22 protein-coding genes are annotated in these 21,955 nt (G+C 67.4%); 6 read left to right on the plus strand and 16 right to left on the minus strand.

The features are described from left to right. The first annotated feature begins 188 nt into the window (after positions 1–188). Positions 189–974 (plus strand): ABC transporter substrate-binding protein, encoded by a 786-nt coding sequence (locus A7D27_RS10465; RefSeq protein WP_069564826.1) that lies wholly within the window; start codon positions 189–191, stop codon positions 972–974. A 10-nt stretch (positions 975–984) separates the two neighbouring features. Here the strand turns inward: A7D27_RS10465 and A7D27_RS10470 are convergent, their stop codons facing one another. The 7 genes from A7D27_RS10470 to pqqA all read right to left on the minus strand — a co-directional run bounded on the left by A7D27_RS10470 (position 985) and on the right by pqqA (position 7,276). Beyond that, positions 985–2,667 (minus strand): NahK/ErcS family hybrid sensor histidine kinase/response regulator, encoded by a 1,683-nt coding sequence (locus A7D27_RS10470; RefSeq protein WP_069564827.1) that lies wholly within the window; start codon positions 2,665–2,667, stop codon positions 985–987. Further along, complete coding sequence (gene ercA, locus A7D27_RS10475; RefSeq protein WP_069564828.1) at positions 2,651–3,814, minus strand: alcohol dehydrogenase-like regulatory protein ErcA; 1,164 nt, start codon at positions 3,812–3,814, stop codon at positions 2,651–2,653. Before ercA ends, A7D27_RS10470 begins: the two co-directional genes overlap by 17 nt. A gap of 241 nt (positions 3,815–4,055) precedes the next feature. Beyond that, on the minus strand, positions 4,056–5,219 hold the full coding sequence (pqqE, locus tag A7D27_RS10480; RefSeq protein ID WP_069564829.1) for a pyrroloquinoline quinone biosynthesis protein PqqE: 1,164 nt from the start codon (positions 5,217–5,219) through the stop codon (positions 4,056–4,058). After that, a complete protein-coding gene (gene pqqD / locus A7D27_RS10485; RefSeq protein WP_069563618.1) occupies positions 5,191–5,469 on the minus strand; it encodes a pyrroloquinoline quinone biosynthesis peptide chaperone PqqD in 279 nt (92 codons plus the stop codon). Before pqqD ends, pqqE begins: the two co-directional genes overlap by 29 nt. Further along, on the minus strand, positions 5,466–6,218 hold the full coding sequence (gene pqqC / locus A7D27_RS10490; RefSeq protein WP_069564830.1) for a pyrroloquinoline-quinone synthase PqqC: 753 nt from the start codon (positions 6,216–6,218) through the stop codon (positions 5,466–5,468). The genes pqqD and pqqC overlap by 4 nt, the downstream gene beginning before the upstream one ends. Positions 6,219–6,246: 28 nt before the next feature. Beyond that, positions 6,247–7,161: a pyrroloquinoline quinone biosynthesis protein PqqB gene (pqqB, locus tag A7D27_RS10495; RefSeq protein WP_069564831.1), complete on the minus strand. Its 915-nt coding sequence runs from the start codon at positions 7,159–7,161 to the stop codon at positions 6,247–6,249. Positions 7,162–7,204: 43 nt separating this feature from the next. Beyond that, positions 7,205–7,276: a pyrroloquinoline quinone precursor peptide PqqA gene (gene pqqA / locus A7D27_RS27110; RefSeq protein WP_072432761.1), complete on the minus strand. Its 72-nt coding sequence runs from the start codon at positions 7,274–7,276 to the stop codon at positions 7,205–7,207. Positions 7,277–7,702: 426 nt separating this feature from the next. Here pqqA and A7D27_RS10500 point away from each other — a divergent pair, with 426 nt between their 5' ends. The 3 genes from A7D27_RS10500 to A7D27_RS10510 are packed head-to-tail and all read left to right on the plus strand — an operon-like array spanning position 7,703 to position 9,832. After that, complete coding sequence (locus tag A7D27_RS10500) at positions 7,703–8,245, plus strand: PQQ-dependent catabolism-associated CXXCW motif protein (RefSeq protein WP_083265596.1); 543 nt, start codon at positions 7,703–7,705, stop codon at positions 8,243–8,245. A 41-nt stretch (positions 8,246–8,286) separates the two neighbouring features. Then, entirely contained in the window at positions 8,287–8,949 is a 663-nt protein-coding gene (locus tag A7D27_RS10505; protein ID WP_069563621.1) for a response regulator transcription factor, read from the plus strand. A 25-nt stretch (positions 8,950–8,974) separates the two neighbouring features. Next, positions 8,975–9,832 (plus strand): EamA family transporter, encoded by an 858-nt coding sequence (locus tag A7D27_RS10510; protein WP_069564832.1) that lies wholly within the window; start codon positions 8,975–8,977, stop codon positions 9,830–9,832. A 65-nt stretch (positions 9,833–9,897) separates the two neighbouring features. Here A7D27_RS10510 and A7D27_RS27115 read toward each other — a convergent pair whose 3' ends face one another. The 5 genes from A7D27_RS27115 to A7D27_RS10535 all read right to left on the minus strand — a co-directional run bounded on the left by A7D27_RS27115 (position 9,898) and on the right by A7D27_RS10535 (position 14,766). Beyond that, positions 9,898–10,986, minus strand: coding sequence for a DUF3396 domain-containing protein (locus A7D27_RS27115; protein ID WP_083265597.1), 1,089 nt, complete (start codon positions 10,984–10,986; stop codon positions 9,898–9,900). Between the two features lie 16 nt (positions 10,987–11,002). Then, positions 11,003–11,710 (minus strand): VRR-NUC domain-containing protein, encoded by a 708-nt coding sequence (locus tag A7D27_RS10520; RefSeq protein ID WP_069564834.1) that lies wholly within the window; start codon positions 11,708–11,710, stop codon positions 11,003–11,005. Beyond that, positions 11,707–12,222, minus strand: coding sequence for a PAAR domain-containing protein (locus tag A7D27_RS10525; RefSeq protein ID WP_069564835.1), 516 nt, complete (start codon positions 12,220–12,222; stop codon positions 11,707–11,709). The genes A7D27_RS10520 and A7D27_RS10525 overlap by 4 nt, the downstream gene beginning before the upstream one ends. A 382-nt stretch (positions 12,223–12,604) precedes the next feature. Next, complete coding sequence (locus A7D27_RS10530; protein ID WP_069564836.1) at positions 12,605–13,537, minus strand: p-hydroxyphenylacetate 3-hydroxylase reductase component; 933 nt, start codon at positions 13,535–13,537, stop codon at positions 12,605–12,607. A gap of 59 nt (positions 13,538–13,596) precedes the next feature. Further along, the gene (locus tag A7D27_RS10535) at positions 13,597–14,766 is read right to left on the minus strand and encodes a p-hydroxyphenylacetate 3-hydroxylase oxygenase component (protein ID WP_069564837.1); all 1,170 of its coding nucleotides are present in this window, start codon (positions 14,764–14,766) and stop codon (positions 13,597–13,599) included. 320 nt (positions 14,767–15,086) lie between these two features. Here A7D27_RS10535 and A7D27_RS10540 point away from each other — a divergent pair, with 320 nt between their 5' ends. Continuing rightward, positions 15,087–16,283 (plus strand): MFS transporter, encoded by a 1,197-nt coding sequence (locus tag A7D27_RS10540; protein ID WP_069564838.1) that lies wholly within the window; start codon positions 15,087–15,089, stop codon positions 16,281–16,283. Here the strand turns inward: A7D27_RS10540 and A7D27_RS10545 are convergent. The 4 genes from A7D27_RS10545 to A7D27_RS10560 are packed head-to-tail and all read right to left on the minus strand — an operon-like array spanning position 16,247 to position 20,367. Further along, positions 16,247–17,440 carry a Bcr/CflA family multidrug efflux MFS transporter gene (locus tag A7D27_RS10545; RefSeq protein ID WP_069564839.1) on the minus strand — a complete coding sequence of 398 codons (1,194 nt, stop codon included), beginning with the start codon at positions 17,438–17,440 and terminating at the stop codon, positions 16,247–16,249. The two genes, A7D27_RS10540 and A7D27_RS10545, sit on opposite strands and share 37 nt — an antisense overlap. 55 nt (positions 17,441–17,495) lie before the next feature. Beyond that, positions 17,496–18,818, minus strand: a complete 1,323-nt coding sequence (locus A7D27_RS10550) for a TRAP transporter large permease (protein WP_069564840.1) — start codon at positions 18,816–18,818, stop codon at positions 17,496–17,498. Continuing rightward, a complete protein-coding gene (locus A7D27_RS10555) occupies positions 18,815–19,339 on the minus strand; it encodes a TRAP transporter small permease (RefSeq protein WP_069563640.1) in 525 nt (174 codons plus the stop codon). The genes A7D27_RS10550 and A7D27_RS10555 overlap by 4 nt, the downstream gene beginning before the upstream one ends. A gap of 5 nt (positions 19,340–19,344) precedes the next feature. Then, positions 19,345–20,367: a TRAP transporter substrate-binding protein gene (locus A7D27_RS10560; protein WP_069564841.1), complete on the minus strand. Its 1,023-nt coding sequence runs from the start codon at positions 20,365–20,367 to the stop codon at positions 19,345–19,347. A gap of 314 nt (positions 20,368–20,681) precedes the next feature. On the opposite strand from A7D27_RS10560, the gene A7D27_RS10565 reads away from it, so the two are divergent. Beyond that, a complete protein-coding gene (locus A7D27_RS10565; RefSeq protein ID WP_069564842.1) occupies positions 20,682–21,944 on the plus strand; it encodes an OprD family porin in 1,263 nt (420 codons plus the stop codon). Positions 21,945–21,955: the final 11 nt, after the last annotated feature.

A 21,955-nucleotide genomic window follows, 5' to 3' on the forward strand; every position in this document is an offset into this window, starting at 1 on the left:
TTTTTTATTGCCTGTCGAAAACCCCCAGGCGCATCACCCCACCCTTTCTGCCTGCGCAACCGCCGTAGAACGCAGACCGGTTCACATCCTCACCAACGAACCGGGACGGCCATTGGCCAGCATGGTAGAAAGCCGCCCCGTTCCCCCGGTCTACACTTCTCCGGGCACTCGCCCGGGATTGCCTGTTCATGCCGAGCTTCAAGCCACTTGTCTGCCTCCTCGCCTGCCTCCTCTGCCTGTCAGCCCGAGCGGACTCCACCGGTCCACTGGTGTTCTGCTACGAGGACCAGGACTCCTGGCCCTGGGTGATGCTCGATGGCAGCGGCCTCAACCAGGCCCTGCTCAGCCAACTCGGCAAGGACCTGCACCTGGACATCCGCCAGGTACCGATGCCCTGGAGACGCTGCCTTGACGGCCTCTCGCGGGGTACCTACGACGGCGCCGTCGCCGCTTCGTTCAACCTGGAACGCCAGGCGCTGGGCCTTTACCCCGGCCTCAAGGACGGCCTCCCGGACCGCGACTACCGCCTGCACGACGCCAGCTACTCGCTCTATCGCATCAAGGGCAGCGCCGCCGACTGGGACGGCCAGGCCTTCCACGGCATCAACGGCCGCGTAGCCTCCCTCGGCGGCTTCTCCATCATCCCGATGCTGCTCAGACACGGCCTGCAGGTGGAAGAGACCAGCCGCGACCCGGTGGCGCTGATGCGCATGCTCCACAGCCACCGCTTCGACGTGGCGGCCATGCAGACGCTGCGGGCGGACAAGGTCCTGGCAGACCACCCGGACCTGGCAGCCGACATCGAGAAGCGCCCCATTCCCCTGGAGCAGAAGGACTACTACCTGATGCTGTCCCACCAGCGGGTGCAGGGCTCGCCCGAACTGGCCCAGGCGATCTGGGATGAAGTGCGCCGCCAACGCGAGTCGGACGCCCACCACCAACGCCTGCAGCACGCCCTCGGCAAGGCACCCTGAACCGCCTTCGCTAGCCCAGCAGCTGGCTCAACACCGCCCGCAGCTTGCCCGGCTTCACCGGCTTGTTGAGCAACGGCGCGCCCAGCCCCTGCAGCTCGCGGCGGCAGTCGTCGCTGCGGTCGGCCGTGATCATCACCGCCGGGATCGGCCGCTCGAACTCATTCCGCAGGGCCCGCACCACCTCACAGCCGGTCACCCCATGGTCCAGATGGAAGTCCGCCAGGACCGCCTCGGGCGCCTGCCCCTGCAGAACCGCCCGTGCGGCCTCCAGATCCGGCGCCACCAAGACCTCGCAGCCCCACTGCCCGAGCAACGCGGCCATGCTGTGGAGAATGCTCACCTCGTTGTCCACCACCAGCAGGCGCCGCCCCGGCAGCGGGTCACCGGCCAGCGGGCGCGCCACCGCGCTATCACGGGCCGGCACCTCCGGCAGCGGCGCCAACGGCACGCGGATGGCGAAGACAGAGCCCCGCCCCGGCTTGGAGCGCACCTCCACCGGGCAACCGAGGATGCCGGCGATGCGGTCGACGATGGCCAGGCCCAGGCCCACGCCCTTGCGCTCGGCTGCCCTGCCCCGGTCCAGCTGGTTGAACTCCAGGAAGATCGCCCGCAGCTGGTCCGCCGGAATGCCCCGGCCGCTGTCCCACACCTCCAGGCGCACGGTATCGCCCTGCCGGCGGCACCCCAGCAGCACACGGCCACGCTCGGTGTAGCGGCAGGCATTGCTGAGGAAGTTGCGCAGGATGCGCGTCAGCAGGCGGAAGTCGGTGCGCACCGCCAGGTGCCGGGGAATGCGCGCGCGCAACTGCAGCCCGGCGGACTGCGCCACCCCCTCGAACTCCGACACCAGCGGCGCCAGCAGGTCCTGCACAGGGTAGGCCTCCACATCCGGGCGGATGGCGCTCTGGTCCAGCTTGGAAATCTCCAGCAGGTCGGTGAGCAGGTCCTCCGCCCCCTCCAGCGCCAGGTGGGTGCGCTCCACCAGTTGCTGCTCGGCGCTCGGCAGGCTGCGCTCGCGCAGGGTCGCCACCAGCAGCCGCGCCGCATTGAGCGGTTGCAGCAGGTCGTGGCTGGCCGCCGCCAGGTACTTGTCCTTGCTCAGGTTCGCCGCCATGGCGGCATCCCGTGCTTCGCGCAGCTGGCCGTTGAGCGCCTCCAGCTCGGCGGTGCGCGCCGCCACCCGCTGCTCCAGCTCATCGTTGAGGTGCTGCAGGCGCTGCTGGGCGAGGATGCGCTCGGTGATGTCGGCGACGAAGCCCTCCACCAGCCCCTCCTCGTCCGGCTTGAGCAGCAGGTTCATCAGCACGTCCACATGGCTGCCGTCGCGCCGCCGCAGGCGCGTCTCGTAGCCGAACAGCCCCGGCTTGCCGCGCAGGCGGGTACGGATGCGCTCCAGCTCCGCCGCGCCGTCGGCGAACAGCAGCGCAGCGAAATCCGCCGGCATCGCCAGCAGCTCGTCGGCCTGGGCGTAGCCCAGCATCCGGGCCAGCGCCGGGTTGGCCGCGCGCAGCCCGTCCTGCAGGCTGGCCTGGAAGATGCCGTGCACCGCGTGCTCGAACAGCCACTTGTAGCGGTTGCGCTCGGTCTCCAGCTCCTCCAGGCGGCTCAGCAGCTCGGGGTAATGGCTCTTGCGCGCGGAGTGGCTGCCCAGGCCCAGCAGGGCCTGGCGCTGCTCCTCAGAGTGCCTCGGCATACACCACTTCCACGTCCCGCTGGCTGGACTCGCGGGGGTTGGTGAGGATGCACGGGTCCTCCATGGCGTGGCGCGACAGGAAGGGGATGTCCGACACCGACACCCCGTGCAGGCTCAGGGTGTCGGCAAAGCCCACCGAGCGTTTGAAGGCCACCAGGTGTTCCACCAGGCGCTGGCGGGTCTGCGTCTGGTTCAGCCCGCGCACGTCCAGCCCCAGGGTCTCGGCCACCACGCGGAAGCGCTCCGGCGCGGCGTTGTAGTTGAAGGCCACCACGTGCTCCACCAGCGCTGCGTTGCACATGCCGTGGGGCAGGTCGAGGAAGCCGCCCAGGCTGTGGGACATGGCATGCACCGCCCCGAGGATCGCGTTGGAGAACGCCAGCCCCGCCTGCATGCTGCCGAGCATGATCTTCTCCCGGCGGCCGATGTCGTCGGGGTTGGCGATCATCTCCACCAGGTTGCCGCTGATCAGCCGCATCGCCTCCAGGGCATGGGGGTCGGTGAGCGGGCCGCTACCGGTGGAGACGAACGCCTCGATGGCATGCACCAGCGCATCGATGCCGGTACAGGCCGAGAGGAACGGGTCCATGCTCAGGGTGGTTTCCGGGTCGATCAGCGACACATCGGGCACCACCGCCTTGCTGACGATGGAGAACTTCATCCGCTCGGTCTGGTTGGAAATGATCACGAACTGCGAGACGTCCGCCGAGGTGCCGGCGGTGGTGGGGATCAGGATCAGCGGCGGGCTGGGCACGCGGATGGTGTCGACCCCCTCGAACTCCAGGATGCTGCGCCCGTGGGCCACCACGATGCCGATGCCCTTGGCGCAGTCCATCGGGCTGCCACCACCGACGGCGACGATCACGTTGCAGCCCTCGGCGCGGTAGACGTCCGCGCACTGGTGCACCTCCTCCACCCGGGGGTTCGGCGACACCTGGGTGAACAGCCGGTAGTCAATGCCCTGGACCGCCAGGCTGGCCTCCACATCGGCCACCCAGCCGGCCGCGACCACACCGGGGTCGGACACCACCAGCACCTTGCGCGCGCCGAAGGTGCTGGCGTAGTTGCCGACGTTATGCCGGCAGCCGGCACCGAAGATGATTTCCGGGGAGACGAATTTACGCAGTCGGCTGATGTCGTGGCGCATGAAACCGCCTGATTCTTGTTGTTATGGAATGGGCTAGCAGACTACTGCAAAAGATAACGTTTTCAATCCGACCATCGGGTGTCGGCCTGCATGAAAACCAGGCACCGCTCTCAGAATGACGCGCGGGTCGCCGAAGTCCCACGCATCGACCGCGCCGAAGGCGCTGGGCCAGGTCCCGAAAGGCAGGGCAGAGACGGCATGACGGCCCCCGTTCAGCGCCTCGGCAAGGAGCCTGCGCCCCTCACGCCTTGGCGATCAGCCGGGCGTTAGCCGGGTTGCGGAACACCAGAGCGTCCAGCCCGCCGGGCGCCTCATCGGCCTGGCGGCGGGCGTCGAGGATGATGCCGTGGTGCTTCGATTTGCTGCACACCGGATCGGCATTGGCCGCATCCCCGGTGAGCACGAAGGCCTGGCAGCGGCAGCCGCCGAAGTCGCGGTCCTTCTCGTCGCAGGAGCGGCACGGCTCGGGCATCCAGGCATCGCCGCGAAAGCGGTTGAAGCCGAAGGACTCCTGCCAGATGTGGCGGATGCTGTGCTCGCGCACGTTGGGGAACTGCACCGGCAGTTGCCGGGCGCTATGGCAGGGCAGCGCGGTGCCGTCGGGGGTGATGTCGAGGAACAGGTTGCCCCAGCCGTTCATGCAGGCCTTGGGGCGTTCCTCGTAGTAGTCCGGGGTGACGAAGATCAGCTTGCAGGGGTGGTTCTCGGCCGCCAGTTTTTCCCGGTAGGCATGGGTGATGGCCTCGGCGCGGACCAGTTGCTCGCGGGTTGGCAGCAGGCCGGCGCGGTTCAGCTCGGCCCAGCCGTAGAACTGGCAGGTGGCGAGTTCGACGTAGTCCGCCTCCAGCGCCAGGCACAGTTCGATGATGCGTTCGATGTGGTCGATGTTGTGCCGGTGGGTGACGAAGTTGAGCACCATCGGGTAGCCCGCCGCCTTCACTGCCCGGGCCATGGCCAGCTTCTGGGCGAAGGCCTTGCGCGAGCCGGCCAGCAGGTTGTTCACCGCCTCGTCGGCGGCCTGGAAGCTGACCTGGATATGGTCCAGCCCCGCCTCGGCGAACTCGGCGATGCGCGCCTCGGTGAGGCCGATGCCGGAGGTGATGAGGTTGGTGTAGTAGCCCATGCCACGTGCCGCGCGGATCAGCTCCGCCAGGTCCTGGCGCACCAGCGGCTCGCCGCCGGAAAAGCCCAACTGCGCCGCGCCCAGCTCGCGCGCCTGGCGGAACACCTCGATCCACTCGGCGGTGGACAGCTCTGCGCCCTGGCGGTCGAAATCCAGGGGGTTGGAACAGTACGGGCACTGCAGCGGACAGCGGTACGTCAGCTCCGCGAGCAGCCACAGGGGCGGGCCAGGTGGGTTGGCCGCACCGAGCGGTTCAACGCAGCTCGATCCAGAACTGAGCACTGGCCACCTCCATGAACGCGAGGATGTCCTCGTCCAGCCCCGGCACGCCGGGGAAGCGCTCGGCGAGCTGGTCGATGATGGCAGCGACGCTGCGCTGGCCGTCCACCCGTTCGAGGATCAGCCCGGCGCTCTCGTTGAGCTTCACCATGCCCTCCGGGTAGAGCAGCACGTGGCAGCCCTGGGCCGGCTCGAACTGGAAGCGGAAGCCCCGACGCAAGGCCGGTACGCGGATGCGCAGGTCCTCGCTCATAGCCCCAGCCCTCGGTGCCAGACCCGCTCGCAGGTCACCGTGTGGTAGGGCGGGCGCCCCAGCTCGTAGGCCATGCTCATGGCGTCAAGCATGCTCCACAGCACATCGAGCTTGAACTGCAGGATCTCCAGCATCCGCGCCTGCTGCTCCGCCGTGCGGTAGTGCGCGAGGGTGATGCGCAGGCCGTGCTCCACATCGCGCCGGGCCTGGGACAGGCGCGAGCGGAAGTAGTCGTAGCCGGCCGGGTCGATCCACGGGTAGTGGGTGGGCCAGGCGTCGAGGCGCGACTGGTGGATCTGCGGCGCGAAGAGTTCGGTCAGCGAGCTGCTGGCCGCCTCCTGCCAGCTGGCGCGGCGGGCGAAGTTGACGTAGGCGTCCACGGCGAAGCGCACCCCCGGCAGCACCTGTTCCTGGGACAGCACCTGCTCGCGGTCCAGCCCCACCGCCTCGGCCAGGCGCAGCCAGGCTTCGATACCGCCCGCCTCGCCCGGTGCGCCGTCGTGGTCCTGGATGCGCTGGATCCATTCGCGGCGGGTGTCGCGGTCCGGGCAGTTGGCGAGGATCGCCGCATCCTTCAGCGGGATGCACACCTGGTAGTAGAAGCGGTTGGCCACCCACCCCTGGATCTGCTCGCGGCTGACGCGGCCCTGGTACATGGCCACATGGAAGGGGTGGTGGATGTGGTAGTAGGCGCCCTTGGCGCGCAGTGCCTGTTCGAATTGCTCGGGACTCATGGCGGTCTGTTGCATGGACAGCTCCTTGTTATGCGCCACCGGCTCAGAGGCGGATGGCCATGCCATCGCGGGCCACTTCGATGCCGCGCGCGTCCAGTTCGGCGCGCTCGGCGGAATCGGCATCGAGGATGGGGTTGGTGTTGTTGATGTGGATGAGCACCCGGCGCTTGTCCTGCAGGCCGTCGAGCACCTCGAGCATGCCGCCGGGGCCGCTCTGGGGCAGGTGGCCCATCTCGCTGCCGAGCGTGTCGCCCACCTCGCACAGGCGCATCTCGTCATCGCGCCAGAGCGTGCCGTCCACCAGCAGGCAGTCGGCGCGGCGCATCCAGCCCAGCAGGGTCTCGTCCACCTGCCCCAGGCCCGGCGCGTAGAACAGCGAGCCGCCGCTGCGCCGGTCCTCGATGAACAGGCCGATGTTGTCCCCCGGGTGCGGGTTGCCCCGGTGCGGCGAATACGGCGGCGCGCTGCTGCGCAGGGGGATGGCGGTGAAGCGCAACCCCGGGCAGGCGGGAATGGTGAAGGGCTCGCCGTCCAGCGCAATGGGGTTCCAGGCCAGGCCGCCGTTCCAGTGCCGGAGCATCTCGAACAGCGGGAAGCCCCGGGTCAGGTCCTGGTGGACCATCTCCGTGCACCAGACCGCGTGCGGGCAGCCCTCGCGCAGGCTGAGCAGGCCGGTTACGTGGTCGATCTGGCTGTCCATCAGCAGCACTGCCGCGATGCCGGTATCCCGCAGGCGGCGGGCCGGGCGCAGCGGCGCGAAGGACTCGATCTGCGCGCGGATGTCAGGCGAGGCGTTGCACAGCACCCAGTTCACCCCGTCATCGCTCAGGGCGATGGACGACTGGGTGCGCGCCTCGGCGTCGAGGGTGCCGGCGCGCAGGCCGGCGCAGTTGCGGCAGTGGCAGTTCCACTGCGGGAATCCACCACCAGCGGCGGACCCGAGAATGCGGATATGCATGGGAGTCACCCCCGGACGCCCCGGCGAACCGGGGCGCTTCGGATCAGCGGTTGGCGAAGTACAGCGTCACTTCGAAGCCAATGCGCAGGTCGGTAAAGGCGGGTTTGGTCCACATGGGTCGATCCTCTTCTTATTGGAGGCCGGAGCATTCCGGCGCTTCGAGTTAAACACCGGCCCGGAGGGCTCCGAATGCTACTTTCGACGGAGTTCCGATCCTGATTTGGTAGGGGTCGGCGAGCCCCTGCGCACCGGCCGATCAGGTGACCGAACCCGCCACGACAAGGCCTCGCGTGCCTTACTCGGGGTTGGAGGGCCCGAGCCCGCCCAGAGTTCGAAGAAAACGGTGACCGGTGCCCTGCTCTCACTCACCCGACGCGACGCGCAGGTCGCCAAGCCGCGATTGACGAGGCCCTGCCTCCCCCAGCAGCCGCCCCTGGGCCCGCTCTACTACTTTGGTACCGCTTCAATCCGCAGAACGTAGGATTTGCAAGGCTCCTGCCCTGGCATGTAATGGGCCGACAAGAACAATGAGAACCTCGCCATGCGCCTCATCAAGAAGGCCCTGCTGGTCTGCCTGCTGTCCGTCCCTGCCTGGGCGGCGGACACCACCGCCCCGCTGTTCTCCCCGGACGGCTACCGCATCACCCAGTACCGCAGCCCCACCCCGGCCCGGCACGAGCAGGCCCGCACCCTCGACACCGAAAGCCTGCGCCAGTTGCTGGCCCACGAGCCGCGTACCCGTCTGGTGGACGTCTACCGGCGCACCTGGCTGAACGAGCGCTTCATCCCCGACGAGGTCCACGCCAACCTGCCCGGCAGCCTGTGGCTGGCCAACACCGGCGACGGCGCCCTGGCCCCGGACTGGCAGGCCTACTTCAGCCGCAACCTCGAACGCATCAGCCAGGGCGACAAGGACTGGCCCCTGGTGTTCTACTGCCGCTCCGATTGCTGGCTGGGCTGGAACGCCGCCCGCCGTGCCCACGCCCTGGGCTACCGCACCCTCTACTGGTACCGTGACGGCATCGACGCCTGGCAGCAGGCCGGCCTGCCGCTGACACCGGCCGAGCCGCAGCCCTTCCCCTGATCGCCGTCCACCCACAACCACAACAACGAGGTGACCTGGCCATGTACAAGATCCTGATCGCCGACGATCACCCCCTGTTCCGCGAAGCCATCCACAACGTCATCAGCGACGGTTTCCCCGACAGCGAAGTCATGGAGACCGCCGACCTGGACAGCGCCCTCGGCCTGACCCAGGAGCACGACGACCTCGACCTCATCCTGCTCGACCTGAACATGCCCGGCATGCACGGCCTCAACGGCCTGATCAACCTGCGCAACGAGGCACCGACCATCCCGGTGGTGATCGTCTCCGCCGAGCAGGACAAGCAGGTGGTGCTGCAGGCCATCACCTATGGCGCGGTGGGCTTCATCACCAAGTCCTCGCCGCGCGCGCAGATGACCGAGGCCATCGAGCAGATCCTCAACGGCAACGTCTACCTGCCCTCGGAGATCATCCGCACCCAGAAAGCCGCGCCGCGCCGGAGCCAGGACGAGCACGCCATCCCGCCGGAGCTGCTGCAGGCGCTGACCCGCAAGCAGCTGCTGGTGCTGGAGCGCATGACCAAGGGCGAATCCAACAAGCAGATCGCCTACAACCTGGACATCGCCGAAACCACGGTGAAGGCCCACGTCTCGGCCATCCTGCGCAAGCTCAACGTGCACAACCGGGTGCAGGCGATCCTCTGCGCCAGCGACATCGACTTCTCGGCCTACCTGCGCCGCTGACCAAGGCGCCCACGCCCGGAGGCCCATGCCCGCTCCACGTATCCTGCTGCTCACCGCCCTGGCCATGCTGGCCTTCGCCGGCAACTCCCTGCTCTGTCGCCTGGCCCTCAAGCACACCGCCATGGACGCGGCGAGCTTCACCGTGCTGCGCCTGGCGGCCGGTGCCCTGGTGCTCGGCCTGCTGCTGCGCCTGCGCCGCCCGCCCCTGGCCCCCAGCGGCAACTGGCGGGCCGCCGCTGCGCTGTTCGTCTACGCCGCCGCCTTCTCCTACGCCTACCTGCAACTGGATGCGGGCAGCGGAGCATTGCTGCTGTTCGGCGCGGTGCAACTGAGCATGGGCGCGGTGGGCCTGCTGCACGGCGAACGCCTGGGGCCGCTGCAGAGCCTCGGCTTCCTGCTGGCCGGCGGGGGGCTGGTGGTCCTGTTGCTGCCCGGCGCCAGCGCACCGCCCCTGGGCGGCGCCCTGCTGATGCTGCTGGCAGGCCTGGCCTGGGGCGCCTACACCCTGCTCGGCCGTCAGGCCGGCCCGCCGCTGGCGGCCACGGCGGGCAACTTCATCCGCGCCCTGCCCCTGGCCGGGCTGTTGCTGCTGCCTTTCCTCGGCCAGCTGAGCTGGGACGGCCCGGGCCTGGCCTATGCGCTGCTTTCCGGCGCGCTCACCTCCGGCATCGGCTACGCCATCTGGTACAGCGCCCTCCCCGGCCTGGGCGCCTTGCAGGCCGCCAGCGTGCAACTGAGCGTCCCGGTCCTGGCCGCCCTCGGCGGCGCCCTGCTGCTGGGGGAAGCCATCAGCCTGCGCCTGGCGCTGGTGTCGGTGGCGGTTCTGGGTGGTATCGCACTGGTGCTGCGGGGGCGGTTCCAGGCGAAGCCGGCAGGGCAGTGAAGGGCTTTCAGAACCTCTTGAGTCAGTACCACAGTTCTGTTCACCAGCTCTTTGAATAAGCCCTCTTACAAACGCTCTGGTAAGGCGTTGGAGGCATCCAGAATAGGCTCTTCATTGAGCAGCCTTTCACGCCACGCGGGGATTTCACTCTCTTCCACATCCAAACGCTTGAGCCACTGGTCAGCCGCCCACCCCACCAGCCGCAACTCACCATTGTGGGAGACGCCATGCAGCGAACCGACAGTTTCGTAACGAATGCCTTTGAGCACATGGTTCAACAGCACATAGGGGACGGGTCTGGGGTCTTCTCCGGCACTGCCCAGATACGGATAAGCACCGGATTGGATCACAACACCCGCACCATAGTCGTAGAACGCAAAATGGCTAGCAGGAAGTTGTGCACGCAGCGCATCCAGGCCGCCCACTAACTCCAGACGCGCGTTGTCGAGAACGGTCATCCAACTGACGGTTTTGATCCGGGTAAATTTGAATTTAGGGCGATTGGCCAATAACGCCGCTGTCCCAACATCCAGCCCAGGCATATGACCTGCCATAAAAGCTTCGGTGGGTTCGTTATCGTCCCAATTCGTAGGCGCAAGATTGAAAGCATATCCAGCATAGCCTTGCTCAGGAGACAACTGTCTTGAGCAATATAGAAATAGCTTTAGGAAATCCAGGGGATTCAGCTCTTGATGAAGTAGTGGAATCGAGAATTCCAAAACACTGAGGCCATTCCCCATATTGGCTTGCCAGCCGCGCTTTCCAAAAACATCAAATAGCCAAGAACTGGCATCATTCGATTTTTTGCCGCTGGTATAGCAAAAACTGAGATGATCATCTTCGTCCATTGCCCCCATCATCTCACGCAGCGAGTTTGCATCCGCATATGCCGTCAATGGCTTTCCCTCTGGGGGCTCTTCGCGCCAAAGCCAGGTGAGGTGAGGTTCAGCCAGTTGTTTGAAGGTATCAAAACACCGGCATAACGCCTCACGCACAATGGGAGTGTGAGCCTCTTTGAAGTACAGTGTGCCGCGCAAGCAAAGTAGTGCACCGATATAGTCTTCGGGGCCTCCCTTCATCAGCAAATTTCCGGGCATTTCCAGAATATGGGGCTGCTTGGCGAGTTCTTCGGCCAAGTTGATTGGCTCGTCCATAACACGTCCTCTTAATTCAATAGGCAGGAGAGGGGATTCTTGGTCCCGGTACAGGTCGACGGGTTATCACCCTCATCAATAAACGCGCGGCAGTCGCTGCCCAACCCAGTTGTTCGGCAGGCACTTTTGACTGCTGGCCTTCCTGACTGCAATCACACTCCGTTGACTTCATAACAACTACCTTACTTTCGTCGCCTGTAATTTCTGCGTATGCATCCGCTTGATCTTTTTTTCGTTGATCCGGCGGAAACTTCATCTCCACCACCTGCTTGATGTTGTCCTGCGTGGGCGGCTTCTTGGGGTCTTTGACGATGACCACGTCCGGCCTGCGAATCATCCCCCGCCCCGGTTTGAACGGTGGATGCTCCGGGTCGTCATCCCAGTACTTCTTGATCCACCCGGGTATCCAGCCGTGGGGGCTGCTGCCCGTCTCGCTATCGAGAATCGGCTGCGGTGGGCTCTTGGTCATGTCGTAGCTGACTTCAGGTTTGTAGGGGCTGCGTCCGTGCAGCACCTCGTTCAGTTCGTTCAGCCGCTGAGCGACACACGACTGCTTGAGGTTCTTGCCGTCCTCGCTGACGTTTGGGGTGCTCTCGCAGAAGCAGACGGCAGAGCACAGCACGCGCTTGTCTTGTGGGTCCAGCTTGGGGTCGAGAATGCCGACCGGGTTGGTGGTGCCCCCTGGGCTGGTGCCGCCTTGGGAGAGCCCGGGCTGGTCGCTCATGCCTCGCCCTCCTGCACCAGGTCGATGTAGATGGATTCGGAGCTGTCATGCCTGATCCATGACGTCAGGCCCTCGCTATCGGTGGTCTCGAAGGCGCTCCAGCCGCCGCTGGACCAGACCCGTACCCTGCGCCCGGCAGCCGGTTTTCCCGTTTCATGGTCGATCAACTGAAAGCGCCCGGAATAGGCGGTCGCGTTGTTGAGGGGGGTAACAGGTGTGAAGGAGGCGGGGTTAAAGGTGTCGCCGATGATGACGGTACCCGAACCGCTGATGATCACGTTGCCGTGCGCGCCGACACTGCCCAGAACCGCTGCGGGCTTGCCGTTGATCAGCACCGTGTTGGCCACGGCGGCGACTATTGCCCCGCCACAGGCCGTCAGATCGCCTTGCGCGGCGGCAGGCAAACCATCGAACAAGACATCAGGCGAGCCCTGGACGATGGGATTGACGCCGTGCCCGGGTATTGGGCACGCCGTTGGATCGGTAATGCGGGCAGCAGGATTTCCACTCATGGGGCACGTCCCTGTATCCGGTGACTGAAACTCGACACGGCTGGCCTATGGCCTTAAGGGATCTCAAAACCAAAGCCCCACTGACCGCTTCGAGACGAGCGCCGGAACCTAGCAGACCTAAGCTGTGCAACTTCTTGCGCAGCACCGCGCTAACCCTCGCGACTGCTGGCACAGCAAATTCTGTAAGTATTTATTTCTGATCATTTAGAGCCGTGCGAGAGTGTTTGCCACGACAGATTCAAGGTGGGTCCGCGTTAATTCCGAACACGCGGCATCGGCTCCTCTGCGTCGACACGGCGGCCATGAGTACTGTCGTCGTGGAGAGTCCGGGCAGGGTCTTGCACGACCCTGCCCGGCGCTTGACCGAGCCTGCCGGCACGGATCAGGCGGCGATGATGGCCTTGAGCACGCTGCGGAAGGTCTCCACCTGTTCGGTGCTGAACTGGCTGAAGACGCTGTCCTGCTGCTCCTGGGCGATGCTCCAGAGCGCTTCGGCCTGCTCCACGCCCAGCGGCGTGAGGGCGTAGCTGCCGCCCTGCTCCACCACCATGTCCTTGCGCCGGAGGATGGCGGCCGCTTCCTCGATCTCGCGCCTGGGCATCGCCACTTCGCGCTGCAGGCCGCACTCGTCGAGGCCGGCGTCGTTCTCCAGCACCATCAGCATGCGCGCCTCGCTGGTGCGCAGGCCGGTGGACAGCTGGCGCGGCTGGTAGGCGGCCTGGTAGCTGCGCAGGGCCTGGGTCATGAGGTAGTAGAGGTTGTGCCGCAGGCGGCCCTGGAAGGCGCTGGTGGCGGGGCGCTCCTCTTCCTTGCGGGTCATCCGCGCATGGGGCAGGACCATGGAATAGGCGCCCTGGTGGTAGAGCAGCGGGGAACGGCCGAAGTCGTCGAAGGCCACCACCTTGCCGATCAGGATCCAGTGGTCGCCGCCCTCGATCTGCGCCCACTTCTCGCACTGGAAGCGCGCCGAGCAGTCGGCGAACAGCGGGGAGCCGCCAAGGCCGACCTCGTGCTCGAAGCCGGCGAACTTGTCGTCCTTGGAGCGGGCGAAGCGGTTGGACAGGTCGATCTGGTCGGCGGCGAGGATGTTCACCGCGAAGTGGCTGGCCGCCTCGAACACCGGCAGGCTGCCGGAGCGCTTGTCGATGCTCCAGAGGATCAGCGGCGGGTCGAGGGACACGGAGTTGAAGCTGTTGGCAGTGACGCCGGCCTTCTCGCCCGAGGCGGTGGCGGCGGTGACGATGGTCACGCCGGTGGCGAAGTTGCCCAGCGCGCGACGGAAGTCGCGCGGGTCGAAGCACGCTTGGGTAGTCATAGTCGTCTCGCTGGCCGCCCTGCTGGCGAGGGCGGCGTTCTTGTTATCGGGTGGCGGGGTCAGACCATGCTCGGGTCCGGCTCCAGGCCCATCAGCTCGCGGCCGAGGATCTGCGCGCAGACGTCGTAGTCGGTGTAGGCGTGGGCGCCGGTCATGTGCGAGTCACGGAACAGGCGCTGCATCTCGTTGCCCTCGAACCAGGCGGTGCCGCCGGCGGCTTCGAACAGGCGGTCCACGGCCTGGATGCACATCTTCACGGCGTAGGCCTGGTTGGTGCGCCAGTAGGCCAGGGTCTCGCGGCTCGGGTACTCGTGGCGCTCGCCATGGGCGGCGTGGTCCTGCCAGGTCTTCTCCAGGAAGGCGCGGGCGGCGGCCACCTGGTGGGTCGACTCGGCCAGGCGCATCAGCGCCGGGGTGGCGGTGCCGACGCTGGCGCCGGTGTAAGCCCGCACGCGGTTTCTGGTCTTCTCCTTGAAGGCTTCCAGCATGCGCTCGGCGATGCCCAGGCTGATGGAGGCGAAGCCGCTGGCGAAGTATGGGCGGTATGGGGTGTAGAAGATCTTGCTGTCGGGGTACAGGCCGAAGCCGGCGGAGCGGCCTTCCATCATGTCCTTGGCGGCCTGGATGCGGTGGTTGGGGACGAAGGCGTCCTTGATCACCAGGGTCTTGGTGCCGCTGCCGCGCATACCGGCGGCGAACCAGTCGTCACGGATCTCGTAGTCGCTGCGCGGCAGCACGGCGAAGCAGTAGACCAGCTCACCCTCGGCGTTCTGCCGGCGGCAGCCGACGATGGCCCACTCGGCGTGGTCGCAACCGCTGCTCCAGCCCATTTCGCCGTTGAAGTGCACGCCGCCGTCCACTTCCTCGATGCGGCCGAAGGGGGCGATGGAGCTGCTGGCGGTGGCGTCCGGGTCCTTGCCCCAGATTTCGTCCTGCAGTTGCTTGGGGAACATCGCCAGTTGATGGCTGTGGGTGCACAGCAGGCTGAAGGCCCAGGCGGTGCTGGCACAGGCGCCGGCCAGGGCGATGACGCACTCGGTGAATTCCGGCAGGGAGATCTCCAGGCCGCCGTAGGCGCGGGGCTGGAAGGCACGGTGCATGCCGATGCCCTTGAGCATGGCGATGTTCTCGGCGGGGACCATGCGATCACGCTCGGCCTGGGCGGCATTGGCGGCGATGGCGGGGAGGATTTCCCGCAGTGCGTCGAGCAGGGGATTTGTCTTTTTCATCTGGAGGCCCTGGTTATTGTTGGTCGCAGGCAGGCGCTACCGCGAACGCTCCGGAACACCCGGCATGCGTGACATGCGGTCTGACTACCCGGTGGGGTTCGGGCACATTATGAAGATATGAATGATCCCCCTGAATGGACGTTCCACAGGGTCGATTGTACTTTTCATGGGATTTCCACGATTTCATGCCCGGCTTTCCAAGCGCTGCCGACGCCCTGCCCCGCCCGGCCCGGGAGGCACCCGTTGCGACAGACGTGAATATGTTAATGAACGGCGTTTTTCATTAGCATGGGCGCCCCGCCCCTTGCCGCCGCCCGACCATGACCTGGCCCACCGCCCTGCGTGCCCTGCGCCACCGCAACTTCCGCCTGTACTTCTTCGGCCATGCCGTTTCCACCCTGGGCACCTGGATCCAGCAGGTGGCGCTGGCCTGGCTGGTGTACCGCCTCACCGGCTCCTCGGCGCTGCTGGGGCTGGTGACCTTCGTGGCGCTGCTGCCGCAGTTGCTGGTGGGCCCGCTGGCCGGCGCCTGGATCGACCGGCACGACAAGCGCCGCCTGCTGATCGCGGTGGAGGCGCTGCTCGGGGTGCAGGCCGCCACCCTGGCGGCGCTGACCGCCAGCGGCCTGATCGGCCCGGGGCTGATCGTGTTCATGGCCGGGCTGCTGGGGGTGCTCAACGCGGTGGACACGCCGCTGCGCCAGTCGCTGCTCAGCCGCTTCGTCGACGAGCGCGAGGACCTGGCCAACGCCCTGGCACTGAACGCCATGCTCTTCACCCTCGCCCGCTTCGTCGGCCCGCCCCTGGCCGGGCTGCTGCTGGGGGTGGTCAGCGAGGCGCTGTGCTTCGCCCTCAACGCCCTCTCCTATGGCGCGCTGATGCTGGGCCTGTGGCGGGTGCGCATGGGGCCGATCCCGCGGGCCAGCGGCTCCTTCCGCAACGTGTTCGGCGAAGGGGTGGCCTATGCACGGGGCACGCCGGCGGTGAAGGCGATGATGCTCAGCGTGATGGCGGTCAACCTCACCGCCTCCAGCTACGTGGTGCTGCTGCCGGTGTTCGCCAAGGACATCTTCGCCGGTGATGCCACCACCCTCGGCTGGCTCTGGGGCGCTGCCGGGCTCGGCTCGCTGGCCTCCAGCGTGCTGCTGGCCAACCACCGGGCGCCGAGCGCCCTGCCCCGGGTCATCCTCGCGTCGGCGGCGGCCAGCGGGTTGGCCATGCTGGTGTTCGCCTGGAGCACGCAGCTGTGGCTGTCGCTGGTGGCGATGGCGGTGCTGGGCTTCGGCATCTCCAGCAGCAACGTCGGCACCAACATCGTGCTGCAGAGTTCGGCCCCGGAAACCCTGCGCGGGCGGGTGGTGTCGCTGTACACCTCGGTGCGCTTCGGCTTCGACGCCATCGGCGGGCTGCTCGCCGGCCTGCTGGCGGCGCAGCTGGGCGCGCCGCCGGTGCTGGCCGCAGCCGGCGTGCTGTTGCTGCTCTATTGCCTGTGGGATGCGCGCCGGGCCAGCCGGTAGGCCAGCAGGCAACCGATGCCGGTGGCGCCGATCACCAGGCACATGGGCAGCGGGGTGCCGTCGTACAGGGCACTGACCAGCGCGCTGCAGGCGGTGCCCAGGCCGAACTGGGTGGCCACCGCCAGCCCGGCCGCCGCACCGGCCTGCCCCGGATAGGCTGCCAGCAGGCAGGCCAGGCAGTTGGCGCCGAGCAACCCGGTGACGCTGACGTACGCCACCACGCAGGCCACCACCATCGGCAACCCACCGACCCCGGCGAGCCCCACGCCGGCCAGGGCCTGCCCGGCCACGGCGGCCACGGCGGTGCCCCAGGCCAGCATGCGCTCGGGCGACACGCGCCCCACCAGCCGGGCATTCAGGAAGGTGGCGACGATGATGCCGGCGATGTTCAGCCCGAACAGCCAGGCATAGCCCAGGGGCGAAACGCCGAAGTAACCGATGTAGACGAAGGGCGAGGCGGTGATGAAGGCGAACATGCCGGCGAAGCACAGGCCCATGCAGAAGATGTAGCCCAGCGCCAGGGGCTGCAGCGCCATGCGCCCGTAGGCGCGGAAGGCCTCGCCCAGGGTGCGACCACGGGCCTCCGGCAGGTGCGTCTCGGGGATCTTCCAGGCGGTGGCCAGCAGGCACAGCCCGGCGAACACCATCAGCACCACGAACAGCGAGCGCCAGCCGGCCACCAGCATCAGGTAGCCGCCCAGCAGCGGCGCCACCAGGGTGGCGAACATGGTCACCAGGTGCATCAGCGAGAGCACCCGGGCCGCATCGCGCAGGGGGAACAGGTCCCGCACGATGGCCCGCGCCAGCACCGAGGCCGCGGCTCCGCCGAGGGCCTGCAGCAGGCGCCAGGCGATCAGCGCTTCGACGCCGCTGGCCAGCACGCAGCCGAGGCTGGCCACCAGGTACAGGGCGATGCCGCCCAGCAGCAGGCGGCGCCGGCCGTAGCGGTCGGACAGCGGCCCGTAGGCGAGCATGCCCAGGCACAGCCCGGCGAGGAACACGCCGATGGTCAGCTGCACCGCCGACTCCGGCGCGCCCAGGTCGGCGGCGATGCGCGGCAGGCTCGGCAGGTACATGTCGATCGACAGCGGGGCGAAGGCCACCAGGGCGGCCAGCAGCACGATCAGGCGCTGGGGCTGGGCAACGGTCGGGGTCATGGGCGGGTTCCGCAGCGGCAGGAAGGAAACGGCCGCCCGCAGGCGGCCGGGTGGATCAGAGGCTGAGCAGCCACAGGCTGAGCCCGGGGAAGGCCACCAGCAGGGCGATGCGCACCAGGTCGGAACAGAGGAAGGGGACGATGCCCCGTGCCGTCTCGCCGTAGGGCACGTCGCCGGCGGCACGCTGGACGATGAACAGGTTCATGCCCAGGGGCGGGTGGATCAGGCCGATCTCCACCACCATCAGCGCGAGGATGCCGAACCAGATGGACTTCTCCGTCTCGCCGAGGCCGAAGAAATCCAGGCCCATGATCATCGGGTAGAAGATCGGGATGGTCAGCAGGATCATCGCCAGCGAATCCATCACGCAGCCCAGCAGCAGGTACAGGGCGAGGATCAGGATCAGCACCAGCATCGGCGCCAGGCCGCTGCCGATCACCCAGGCCGCCAGCTCGCCGGGCATCTGGGTCAGCGCCAGGCCGGAGTTGAGCAGGTCGGCGCCCAGCAGCACGAGGAAGATCATCGCGGTGGTCTCGGCGGTGCCCAGCAGGCTGGCACGCAGCCCGCTCCAGCGCATGCCGCCCTGCAGCATGGCGAGCACGCCACAGGCGGCGGCGCCGATGGAGGCGGCCTCGGTGGGGTTGGCCCAGCCGCCGTAGATGCCGACGATCACCACCAGGAACACGCCGATCACCGGGCTCACGCTCAGCAGCGCGCGCAGCCGCTCCGCCGTGCTGGCGCGGGGGGAGACGGTGGCCTGGCTCTCGTCCCGCGCCACCATGATCCGCAGCACCAGCATGTAGCCGAGGATGGCGATCACCCCCGGCACGATGGCGGCGACGAACAGCTTGGCGATGGATTCCTGGGTCAGCACCGCGTAGATGATCAGCGGCACCGACGGCGGGATGAGGATGCCCAGGGTGCCGCCCGCCGCCACCGTGGCGGTGGCCAGGCGCCCGGAATAGTTGTGCCGACGCAGCTCCGGCAGGGCCACGTGGCTCATGGTGGCGGCGGTGGCCAGGGACGATCCGCAGATGGCTCCGAAGCCGGCGCATGCGCCGATGGCGGACAGGCCCATGCCGCCCTTCCAGTGGCCGATGAAGGCCGAGGCACAGCGGAAGATGGCCCGCGACAGGCCGCCGTGGGTGGCGAACTGGCCCATCAGCACGAACAGCGGAATCACCGCCAGGTCGTAGTTGGACAGCCGCGAATAGGCCAGGTCGTTGAGGGTGAACAGCAGCGACGACAGGTCACCGTCGTTGACCGCCCAGAAGCAGGCGGCGCCGCCTACCAGCATGGTGATGCCGATGTGCACCCGCAGCAGCAGGAGGCTCATGGTGATGGCGAGGGCGATCAGCCCGAGGGCGAGGCCGCTCATGCCGCACCCCCGCCGCCCAGTACCCGCGCCGCCCGGGCCAGCGCGCACAGGGCGAGCAGGCCGAGGCTGGGCACGATCAGCGCCAGGGGGATCCACAGCGGCAGCGCCAGCAGCGTGGTGGCATCGCCGTATTCGCGGTTGTCGACCATCTGCAGCGCGGTGCGCCAGGCCAGCAGGCCGGCCGCGGCGGCGCACAGCAGGTGGGCCAGGGTGTCCAGGCCACGGCGGATGCCCGCCGGCAGCCAGTTGCTCAGGGCATCGACGCGGATGTGCATGCCGCGCAGCTCGCACAGCGGCAGGAAGGCGGCGATGGCGATGGCCGCGCCGACTTCCATCAGCTCCATGTCACCGCGCACCGGGGTGGAGAACAGCTTGCGGCCGATGATGGAGAGCATGGACATGCCCACCAGGGCGATCAGCACCAGGCCACCGGCCAGGGCGAAGGCCTCGGCCACCCGCAACAGGCCCCGCTGCAGCGGACCGAGGTCCGCCGCCGGAGTGAAATCCAGGGATTCCTTCATGGTGCTTACCGGGCCTCGCTGGCGAGGGTGCGCACACCGTCGACCAGGGCACGGCCGTCCAGGCCCTTGCCGTCGGCTTCGCCGATCCACTGCTCGACGGCACCGGCCGAGGCCTTGCGCAGGGCTTCGTAGTCGGCCTCGGCGAAGGTCACCCGCGCGTCGGCCGGGGTGGCGGCGACGGCGGCATCGGTGGCCTTGTCCCAGGCACTGGCGAAGCGTTCCGACAGGGCCTTGCCACTGTTGCGCTCGATGATGGCCTGCAGGTCCGGCGGCAGGCTGTCGAACTTGCGCGGGTTCATCAGCATCGCCAGCACGGTGTAGCCCACGGCGGGCTGCCCTTCCGGCACGTCGGTGTGGTACCGGGTCACTTCGTCGAGCTTGGTGGCAGGCACCACTTCCCAGGCGGCCAGGGCGCCATCCACCACGCCCTTGGAAATGGCTTCGGTCATCTGCGCCGGCGGCATGCTCACCGGGGTCGCGCCCAGGCTTTCGACGGTCTTGGCGGCGGTGCGGCTGGAGGCCCGCAGCTTCAGCCCGGCCAGGTCCGCCAGGGTCTTCACCGGCTGGCCACGGGTGTGCAGGCTCATGCCGCCGTCACCGTGGACCACCAGCACCTTGTAGCCCTTGAAGTCGTCCTTGGCGTAGCGCTCGTAGTAGTCCCAGATGATGGCGTTGCCCCGCGCACCGCCGCTGGGCAGCACGAACGGCAGCTCCAGCGCCTCGACCCGGGGGAACTTGCCGGCGGAATAGGCCGGGGCGGTCCAGACGATGTCGGCCACGCCGTTGCGCGCCATGTCGGCGAGCTTGGCCGGCGTGCCGCCGAGCTGCATCGAGGGGTAGAGCTGGCAACGCAGGCGCCCGGCGGAGTCCTCGGTCAGCTGCGCACACCAGGGCTCGATGATGTTGGCCTGGGCGTTGGAGGTGGAAGGCAGGAAATGCGCCACCTTGAGGGTGATCACATCGGCGGCCTGGGCCAGGTGCGCCAGCGGCAGGGCCAGGCACAGGGTAGCGAGGGGAAGGATCTTCATCGGGGTGGCTCCTTGTTGTTCTTGTAGGGTGGGACGGGGAACGCAATTCCGTTAATAAGTTAATTTTATTGCGCGCACTGTCAACACCTCTTCGCGGGGCCGCTGCGTCTCAGATGGGCTTATCTCGCGTCCTGAATTCAATTAATCACATATAAATCAATTAGTTAAATATCAGCCAACATACACAAAGGTCACCCACCCAACCAAGGTAGGTCTCCAGTCGTATTGTTAAAATATTAACTAAATGCCTAGAGTATGCCCGCCATCGCCCACCCGACGGCGATGGTTTCCCCTCAATCCTGGAGACAAGAACAATGATCAGGACCCCGAAACCGCTGGCACTCGCCTGCCTGCTGGGCCCCGCGCTGGGCCTCGGTGGCGTGGCGCAGGCCGACTTCCTGGCCGACAGCAAGGCCAGTGTCGAAGCCCGCAACATGTACATGAACCGCGACTTCCGCCAGCACGGCGCCGCCCAGGCCAAGGCCGAGGAATGGGCCCAGGGCTTCACCCTGCGCTACGAGTCCGGCTTCACCGAAGGCACCGTCGGCTTCGGCCTGGACGCCATGGGCCAGACCGCCATCAAGCTCGACTCCGGCAAAGGCCGGCGCGGCACCGGCCTGCTGCCCTACGGCGCCCGGAGCCACGAGCCGGAGGACACCTACAGCGAGCTGGGCGTGACCGCCAAGCTGCGCCTGGCGCGCAGCGTGCTGAAGCTCGGCACCCTGCAGCCGCAGCTGCCGGTGGCCGCCTACAACGACGTGCGCCTGCTCTCCTCCACCTACTCCGGCGGCCTGCTGACCTCCCAGGACGTGGATGGGCTGACGCTGAACGTCGGCCGGCTGGAGAAGATCAACCTGCGTGACTCCTCCAGCAACGACGAGATGAACTACGGCGGCGTGGAAAGCGCGCACCTGGACCTGATCGGCGGCAGCTACGCGGTCAACCCGGGGCTGACCCTCAGCTACTACGCCGCGCAGATGGAGGACATCTACCGCCAGCACTTCGTCGGCCTGGTGCACAACGCCAGCCTCGGCGACGGGGTGACGCTGAAGACCGACCTGCGCTACTTCGACACCGGCGAGCACGGCGACCACCGCTACCGCAGCGCCAAGCGGGTGGACGGCGGGCGCATCGACAACCGTTTCTTCAACGGCATGCTCACCCTCGGCATGGGCGCCCACAAGGTCGGCCTGGGCTACCAGAACCTCTCCGGCGACGGCGACTTCGCCTACCCGGGGCTGGACCCGTACTCGGTCAACCTGGTGACCTTCAACGTCTTCACCAAGGCAGAGACGGACGCCTGGCAGGCGCGCTACGACTTCGACTTCGCCGCCCTGGGCATCCCCGGCCTGAGCTTCATGACCCGCTACGTGAGCGGTGAACACGTGCAGACGGCCAGCGTGCGCAACGGCAAGGAATGGGAGCGCGACACCGACCTGGCCTACGTCTTCCAGGACGGCCCGCTGAAGGGCTTCAACGTGCGCCTGCGCAACGCCACCTTCCGCTCCAGCAACGGGCTGACCACCGACGTGGACGAGAACCGGCTGATCCTCGGCTACACCCTGCCGCTGTTCTGAGCCCCGTCGCG

Source organism: Pseudomonas sp. 1D4 (genome assembly GCF_001728925.1).
In the GTDB taxonomy this organism is placed as follows: domain Bacteria; phylum Pseudomonadota; class Gammaproteobacteria; order Pseudomonadales; family Pseudomonadaceae; genus Metapseudomonas; species Metapseudomonas otitidis.